Annotated in this window: 7 protein-coding genes; 3 read left to right on the top strand and 4 right to left on the bottom strand. The window is 57.4% G+C overall.

Features of this window, described 5'->3' with window-relative positions; genetic code table 11:
• Window positions 1–54: 54 nt before the first annotated feature.
• The 3 genes from KR51_RS19345 (at window position 55) to KR51_RS06580 (ending at window position 2,925) form a co-directional block, all read left to right on the top strand.
• Window positions 55–207 (top strand): hypothetical protein, encoded by a 153-nt coding sequence (locus tag KR51_RS19345; protein ID WP_156915001.1) that lies wholly within the window; start codon window positions 55–57, stop codon window positions 205–207.
• A 63-nt stretch (window positions 208–270) separates the two neighbouring features.
• Window positions 271–2,442, top strand: coding sequence for a hybrid sensor histidine kinase/response regulator (locus KR51_RS06575; protein ID WP_022606091.1), 2,172 nt, complete (start codon window positions 271–273; stop codon window positions 2,440–2,442).
• 192 nt (window positions 2,443–2,634) lie between these two features.
• Complete coding sequence (locus KR51_RS06580; RefSeq protein WP_022606093.1) at window positions 2,635–2,925, top strand: hypothetical protein; 291 nt, start codon at window positions 2,635–2,637, stop codon at window positions 2,923–2,925.
• A gap of 345 nt (window positions 2,926–3,270) precedes the next feature.
• On the opposite strand, the gene ilvC is transcribed toward KR51_RS06580, so the two are convergent.
• From ilvC to KR51_RS06600, 4 genes are all read right to left on the bottom strand, one after another.
• On the bottom strand, window positions 3,271–4,266 hold the full coding sequence (gene ilvC / locus KR51_RS06585; protein ID WP_022606095.1) for a ketol-acid reductoisomerase: 996 nt from the start codon (window positions 4,264–4,266) through the stop codon (window positions 3,271–3,273).
• Window positions 4,267–4,427: 161 nt separating this feature from the next.
• Complete coding sequence (cobU, locus tag KR51_RS06590; RefSeq protein WP_332254510.1) at window positions 4,428–5,036, bottom strand: bifunctional adenosylcobinamide kinase/adenosylcobinamide-phosphate guanylyltransferase; 609 nt, start codon at window positions 5,034–5,036, stop codon at window positions 4,428–4,430.
• An 85-nt stretch (window positions 5,037–5,121) separates the two neighbouring features.
• Window positions 5,122–6,531 (bottom strand): proton extrusion protein PcxA, encoded by a 1,410-nt coding sequence (locus KR51_RS06595; protein ID WP_022606099.1) that lies wholly within the window; start codon window positions 6,529–6,531, stop codon window positions 5,122–5,124.
• Between the two features lie 317 nt (window positions 6,532–6,848).
• A complete protein-coding gene (locus KR51_RS06600) occupies window positions 6,849–7,772 on the bottom strand; it encodes an isoaspartyl peptidase/L-asparaginase (protein ID WP_040655419.1) in 924 nt (307 codons plus the stop codon).
• Between the last annotated feature and the right edge of the window lie 27 nt (window positions 7,773–7,799).

Consider the following 7,799-nt stretch of genomic DNA (forward strand, 5'->3'; position numbering starts at 1 on the left):
TGCTTGCAGTCCCGAACACGCCAACTCAATCCCATTCGGTGCGATGGTGCTGCTATGACGCTGCAACCGCCTGCAAACGGCGATCGCGACACGACAGCAGGAGTCCGAAACGGCGCGATCTCGAAAGCACGTTTATTGCCGCACATCCAACCCGACGGTCAGAATGTTTGCCTTAGCTGCGTCGCTAGAGCGATGGGTCAGGAGTGAGTCGCTTGTTAGACTCAAAAATTAACGCTTTTTATGGTCTGCATTTAACTGCAACTGCACGCTATGTCCGCCGAGCTCTCCGACAGCGATCGCGACCGACAACACCTCGAACGTCAAGCTTTCGTGCTGTCACAGCTCGACTGCGGACTTGCGCTTTTCGATAGCAACCTCAGGCTCGTTTGGTGCAATCGCCCGTTTCAAAGTTTGAGTCGCCTCGACGATTGCCAGACCAAGGCAGAACTAACTGCTGACGATGTCGCGCGAGCCATTGCAGGTCCCGCCCAACGTGCCGAACTACTTAAGTCTTTGCGGACGCAGGGCGCGGTTGCTTTCCAGCACCCCGACGGCACGCTTCTCTCCGGCGATGTACGGTTGGCTCCCGAAGACGGTTGTTTGCTGACTCTGCGCGCCACCGATCCGGTCGTCGCGCAAGTTCGCCTCGATGCTGAGTCCCGGCGCCAAGGCTTCTTGCTCGGACTGACCGAGCGGTTGCAGCCTGCCACCGAACTCCCCGATATCGGTCGATTTGCGCTGAGCTATCTGATTGAAACCACCGGGGCGGCGTTTGGTGACGTGAAAGTCATCAGTGGCACTGGAAACGGACGGAAGGCAGGAATGCTCCTAAATGAGGTTTCCTCGGATTTCATCGCTCACTACGGCGATGCAATTCCCGAGATGGAAGCCCTGATGCAGGATGGCATCCCCTACGGACGCGGTTTGCTCTGGCAGGTAATTGAATCCGGCGAACCATTGTATGTCGATGACTACCCGAACCATCCCCAGGCCATGCCGCAATTTTGCCATCCCGGCGTCGGGCAACTCGGTCTCTTCCCTATTCCCGGTGCCGATGGCACCATCATCGGCGTGTTGACCCTGGAAATGCGACGCGAGCGTCACCTGCAAGACTACATCCAGGCTGACATGCTCCGGGCCGCCTGCCGGATTTTAGGCGTGGCGATCGAGCGGGCGCGATCGCAGGCTAGCTTATTGCGCGCGAACCGCAATCTCGAACGGGCCTCGCAACTCAAGTCCGAGTTTTTGGCATCCATGTCCCACGAACTGCGGACGCCCCTCAATAGCATTCTTGGTTTTTCCGAGCTGCTGCTGCGCCAAAACCGTTCCCCTCTCAGCGAGCGCCAAACGCTCCACGTCCAGGCGATCCAGCGCAGCGGCAAACACTTGCTGCAGCTAATTAACGACATCCTCGACCTATCAAAAATTGAAGCCGGCAAAACCGACCTCGACCTGCAGACCGTATCGATTCAGTCTTTGTGCGCGCAGTGCTTGCAAACGATTCAGCCGCGCGCGGACAAAAAACGCCATCGCCTCGCTCTCGAACTCGACTACCACCTCCACGAAGCCGTCCTCGACGAGCGCCGCGTCCGCCAGATTTTGATCAACTTACTTTCAAATGCCGTCAAGTTTACGCCCGAGGGCGGCCGGATCCGGCTTGTCAGCCGACTGGCCTACGGCAGCGAGCTACTTAAAGGCGATCGCATCGATCGCAGCACGATTAATGCCAGCACCCCTTACCTATGCTTGGAGGTAATCGATACCGGCATCGGCATTCCCATCGAAAAACAGCACCTGTTGTTCCAACCGTTTCAGCAGATCGATCCATCGCTCGCACGACAACATGAAGGGACTGGTTTGGGGCTAGCACTGACCAAACGCCTGGCCGAGCTACATGGCGGCACGGTGTCGTTTACATCCGAGGTCGGCAGCGGTACGACCATGCGAGCGTGGTTGCCTTTAACCGAATTGCGCCGCACGCCAGCCGAGTCTGTCACGGCTAGTGAACCGAGTCCCGCTGTCTCCGAACCAAGCGACCGCGCGCGATCGCCCGACTGCCCCCGCGTGCTCGTTGTTGAAGACCAACCCTTCAACCAAGCACTACTGGCTGAAGTGCTCGAACTCGAAGGCTGCGCGGTCGATCTCATCAGCAATGGTTCTACGATGCTCGAGCTGGTGCAGTCCAAAATCGACTGTCCCGAAGCCCTCCCCGATTTGATTTTGTTAGACATCCAACTGCCCGGCACGGACGGGTTCGCGCTGCTTGAGGCCATCGAGCAGTGCGAGTACTGGTGCGATATTCCCATCATTGCGGTGACAGCTATGGCTATGCCCGGCGATCGCGAGCGCTGTTTAGCAGCTGGAGCTGACGACTACTTGAGCAAACCCTTGGATCTCACCGAGGTTTCGCAAAAAGTGCGAGAGGCCCTCGAACGCGACTGAGTCACTCGCGCACTGGCTAGTACTCTTGATTAAACTGGTAAGCAAGCTGCCGGGTACGCTGCTCCGAGCGCGTGCTTTAAAACAGGTTGTCGAAACAGATTTCCGCACATTGCTGCAGCAATTGCGTCGCCATTCGGACGGCGCGAGCGCAAAGTAAAATCGAGCACAATTCAAACGAGCTAAGAGACGACTATGCGTACACCCACACTATTTGTCTTAGTGGTTCTGGCGATTGCCTTTGTCGGTTTTGGCGATCGCTTTTTACCGGGTGCAGCAGGTAATGCTAGTGCCCAAACGCGCGCGAAGTTAAATAGCATTCTGTCCGGGATCTTTCCCGATGGCAAAGTTGACGATCCGCACGAGCGCACGGAAAAGGCCGTCAAGAAATTTGAGCACGGTGTCAAGACCGAACCCGGCTCGCAGACTGTTAAAGACCCGGCGGCAACACTCGGCATCGAATACAAGGACGACAAGTCGAAGTAACGCTCTGCCTACTACAAGCTCCTAGTTGCAAACGGTTCCAGACGTCACTGTTAGGTCACGTCCGTCGTCCGGCAAAGCGGATTCGATCCTTTAAGTTTCCTCGTGCAATTAGTCTCTAGTTTGCCGTGCGGATTGAAGGTTCGAACCGAGGCACGCTAGTTGCGATGGCGTTCGAGTAAGCTGCGGGGAATTAACTGCCTGCACGAACTATTGCGTCAAGGAGGCGAGGATCGCCTTACGATGCACTCGCCAGCCGCTTACATCGGCTTCTACGGTCAACGATAGGAAGCCGGTTAACTTGCTGGCGCGCAGTTGACGCGCGCTCGGTGCTTTTTCGGCCAGCGATTAGCGCTTTTTCAGCCAGCTGAACATGGCACGCAGGTCCTTGCCGACTTCTTCAACGGGATGTTCGGCTTCGCGGCGGCGCGTGGAGGAAAGCACGGGCTTACCCGCTTGGTTTTCGAGGACGAACTCGCGGGCAAACTCGCCAGCTTGGATCTCCTGCAGGATTTTGCGCATCTCCGCGCGTGTCTCGTCGGTCACAATGCGAGGACCGCGCGTGTAGTCGCCGTATTCGGCAGTATTTGAAATGCTATCGCGCATCTTAGCCAGCCCACCTTCAACCACGAGATCGACAATCAACTTCACTTCGTGCAGGCACTCGAAGTAAGCGAGTTCCGGTTGGTAACCCGCGTTTACTAATGTTTCAAAGCCGGCTTTGATCAGCGCACTCAAGCCACCGCAAAGAACTGCTTGCTCGCCGAACAAGTCGGTTTCAGTTTCCTCACGAAAAGTGGTTTGCAAGATCCCCGCGCGCGTTCCGCCAATGCCTTTGGCATAAGCCATAGCGCGATCGCGAGCTTGTCCGGATGCATCCTGGTAAATGGCAAATAAGCAAGGCACGCCTTCGCCTTGTTCGTAGGTGCGACGCACGAGGTGTCCGGGACCTTTGGGCGCAACCATCAAAACATCCACGTCTGGCGGCGGTACCACTTGCCCGAAATGAATGTTGAAGCCGTGAGCGAAGAAGAGGACCTTGCCGGCTTTTAGGTGTGGTGCGATCTCTTCGGTGTATACGCGCTTTTGGGACTCATCTGGCAGCAGGATCGCGATCCAGTCGGCCGCTTGGGCGGCGTCAGCAACAGACTTAACTTGCAGGCCGGCGGCTTCGGCCTTAGCAATTGAGCGGCTACCCGGATAGAGCCCGACGATGACGTTGACGCCGCTGTCGTGGAGATTGAGGGCGTGAGCGTGTCCTTGCGAGCCGAAACCGATAATCGCGACGGTTTTACCGGCTAGCAAGTCTAGATTTGCATCTTCGTCGTAGTACATCCGAGCCATGATTGCTTCTCCCTGGGCGCAGCTAATGTTAAGGTCCGGCGGATTCCAATTCGGTCAGTTCCGGCGGTGAATTCAAGTTCAACATGTTAGCGCAAAACTACCAGTATCGGAGGCTAGAACCCTCGCGATCGCGTCACAAACTCGCTGCAATCCGACAGGGCTCACGGCGGTGGTAACGGCATTCCCAATGCACTGAGGTCGAGAACGTAACCGCCCGTCACGAGCTGAACGGTATCGGCGCTCGCGGCTAAGCGCCGCACGAGTTGCCCGAGTCGATCGCGGAATTGCCGTCCAAGCGGGTAGGCCGGCACGACCCCCCAACCGGTTTCTTCAGCAACAAAAATAACGGCGGCTGCAGTGGACTCCAGGCTGTCGATCAAGGACGCGATCGCGGCTTCCCAAACAGCAGCATCGTTTTCCAGTCCGTTTGCCACCCAAGTGCCGAGAGAATCGACCAATAAGCAATCGGTAGCATCAGCAGCTTGCAGTACGGCCGGCAGGGCAACGGGCACTTCCAGCGTGCGCCAGTGAGACGGCCGACGGGCAGCGTGGCGGGCGATCTTGAGCTGCCACTCGGCATCATCGGGGTTGGTGCGGGCGGTGGCAACATAGGTAACAGCACGTTGGCTGGCGGCAGCAAGGTGTTCGGCCCACTCGCTCTTGCCCGAACTCGCCGGACCGGTGATGAGAGTAATGCGTTGCACGGCGTGGCGCGATCGCGCGATCGCGGGTATCGGGAACGTTTCCAATCGGCTGCACGGCTGGCTCAAGTTCTACGCAAACTGCAATGACGCGATCCTATAGCGGTACGCACGGGGATCGATCGCACGGTACGGTCGAGTCAGTAAGGCGAAACTACTCGTTCATGTTGCGATAGGTGGCAACGGCAGAGGGCGAAATGCGATTGAGATAGCGAAAAATCCAGTATTTCAAAATCGTGTCGAGGATCACCGGGAACGTTGCGATGAACAAGAAGTTAAACTCGCGACTGTCAGCGACGCCAAAGTGGCGAGAGACACTTTCGAGGATGATTTCCCACCCGTGCGGCGAGTGGAATCCGACGAACATGTCGGTAAAGAGAATGATCAAAAAGGCTTTAGCCGAGTCACTCAATCCGTAAATAATGCTATCGATGAACGTTTTGACGACCGCAATATCTTCGCGGCGAACGTATGCCACAAGTGCGAATGCAACTAAGGCTCCGAAATCGGCAAAAATGTTAGCGATCGCCTCGGCACCGCGTTTGCTGTAGCGATCGGCAATCTCTCCGGCTTCCTTGCGGAGGAATGCGTCGCGCTCGGCGGCCGAGAAATTCGAAATACCGATCAGCTCGCGGAACTCCAGTCGCTCTCTGAAGTGCTGCAACTCCACGAATGCTTCTTCTTCAATATCGCGGTTGAGGAAGACCGTTTGTATGTCTGGTGGGTCCCAGCGATCGTTGACAACGTAGGTAATGGGAATTTTAAGCAGCTGGTGGGCGAGGAGCGGAATGATGATTAAGAGTAGCAAGAAGCGAATGGAGACCGATGCGTTGGTCCGCGAGGTGCGGTAACTTTCGACAACTTCTTCCTCGATATTCGGATTGTCGTCGAGTTCGCGTCGGACGCGATTGAGCGTTCGCAACAACGATCGGGGCAGCACGCCAGTTTTTTCGGTGGCCATGCGCTCTGACTTGTTCGGCTTGCCATTGCGGGCATTGCCGGGGCGACTGCCAATGCGGTCATCACCGGCATACTCGGCGCTGGAAGCCCGAGGCTTGTTGCGTTGAGCTTCACGCTGCCGAGGGGCGTCCGGGCGGAGAGTAGCGATGGGTTGCGGTTGACTGCCAGGCTTTACTGGAATGAGAGCAACTGATGATTGCTCGGGTTCGGTTTGCAGCGCGGGTGGTGGCTCGTACCGAGCAATAATTTCGTCGATAAAATTCAGTTTCTCGGCAATAACCGCATCGCGCTCCTCATCGGCGAGATCATACGCTCCGCGGCGATCGCGCTGGGCGGTGTTGAAGGGCATCACCGAACGGCTCGCGCGGAATTCGGTCAAACGCATTCTCGCCGTTTTAAGGGTGTCCCGAACCTCAGCCTGAAAATACGCCACGGCCCGCCCGCTGAATCCGGTGGCATTGCTTTCGTCAACGGGTTTGCCGCCAAAATGCTTGTCTTCAATTGCCTTAATCGTGAGGGCGGCATCGTAGGCGCGATCTAGCGCGCGCTCGGGCGTGTCGTAATACCACCGTCGAGCCGTACGTATTAGCGTCCGAAAGTTCATTCCTCCCGCAAGCCTCTATCTGGCGCACTAGCTCAGTTCTTGCTCCCAATCCTCGATCCGAAACCTCGGTCGCGATCGTCCGGTTGACGCGATCGCCTGACTGCTATGCGGATAACGGTAGCGAGCACCACGCGATCCTGCAGATTGGCTCTCACATCTTATCGGAAAACACCAGCGACGCTTTTTTACCTGCGGCTTTACCCGTTGGATTGCTCTGACAGGGGGTTCGCTCTGGCTGCCAATAGGCCAGACGCTCGTTCGCCTCGCACGATATAACTGCTGCCGAGACAGCACCACTCGCGCGGTTCAGACACGGGTTAGTTCGAGAGCGCATCGCTCAGACCGTCGCCGATCCATTCCAGGGTGTCGCCAATTTGCGTACCATCGTGGTACGCCGCAAGCAACACCTCACTGGTCTTGCCCCAGGCGATCGCACCCGTAACATCGAGGGCGATCGCGCCGAGATCGCGGTTGTTGACTTTAGCTTCCTGCATGGATTTGGCGATCGCATCGGCGAGGGAGAGTCCGTCGGTAACGCGCACGACAATGCGCGTGGCGGTGCATTCGTCAATGATGTCTTCACCGATGCCGGTGCAACTAACGGCTGCGTGTTGCGTAGCGTAGTTACCAGCAGGCATGGCCGAGTCGCTCACGCGACCGATGCGCTCCAGTCCTTTGCCGCCCGTAGACGTGCCGGCGGCGAGGCAGCCGGAGTTGTCGAGGGCAACCACGCCGATAGTCCCGCGTCGACTTTCGGCAACGACGTCAGCCATCTTGCGCGAGAAGTTCCCTTTACGTTCTTCAATCCACTCGTGCAAGCGCAGGTCTGTCAGCGGGTCGTGAATCGGTACGTGCAGCTCTCGCAGGAGTTCTGCTGCCCCGTAGTCGGATAAAACGCGATCGCTCTCCGGCTGTAAGGCGTTGGCTAAGTCGATGGGATGGGGCGCCCGCGAGACGTTGATGACACCGCTGAAACGCTGGCGGGTGCCGTCCATCAGGGCAGCACTCATACGGATTTGCCCGTCTGCCTGCAGCACAGAACCAGTCCCGGCATTAAAGCGCGGCGCGTCTTCGAGTAGTTGGCAGCCTTTGACAACGGCATCGATCGCGCTGGCACCCTGTAGCAAGCATTCATAAGTGTTGCGCGCGATCGCGTGCAGGTCTTGACGCACGGCCGCGAGTCCGCCTTTGTCTTTGAGGGAACTGCCAGCGCCGCCGTGAATGATGAGTTTGGGTTGCATGGAGGAAGTTTGTGAGGAGGTCGCAGG

Source organism: Rubidibacter lacunae KORDI 51-2 (genome assembly GCF_000473895.1).
In the GTDB taxonomy this organism is placed as follows: domain Bacteria; phylum Cyanobacteriota; class Cyanobacteriia; order Cyanobacteriales; family Rubidibacteraceae; genus Rubidibacter; species Rubidibacter lacunae.

Bases quoted from the DNA above. Each gene is read 5' to 3' on its own strand.
- KR51_RS06600 (WP_040655419.1), bottom strand. From the start codon at position 7,772: ATGCAACCCAAACTCATCATTCACGGCGGCGCTGGCAGTTCCCTCAAA.
- KR51_RS06575 (WP_022606091.1), top strand. From the start codon at position 271: ATGTCCGCCGAGCTCTCCGACAGCGATCGCGACCGACAACACCTCGAA.
- ilvC (WP_022606095.1), bottom strand. From the start codon at position 4,266: ATGGCTCGGATGTACTACGACGAAGATGCAAATCTAGACTTGCTAGCC.
- KR51_RS06595 (WP_022606099.1), bottom strand. From the start codon at position 6,531: ATGAACTTTCGGACGCTAATACGTACGGCTCGACGGTGGTATTACGAC.
- KR51_RS19345 (WP_156915001.1), top strand. From the start codon at position 55: ATGACGCTGCAACCGCCTGCAAACGGCGATCGCGACACGACAGCAGGA.
- KR51_RS06580 (WP_022606093.1), top strand. From the start codon at position 2,635: ATGCGTACACCCACACTATTTGTCTTAGTGGTTCTGGCGATTGCCTTT.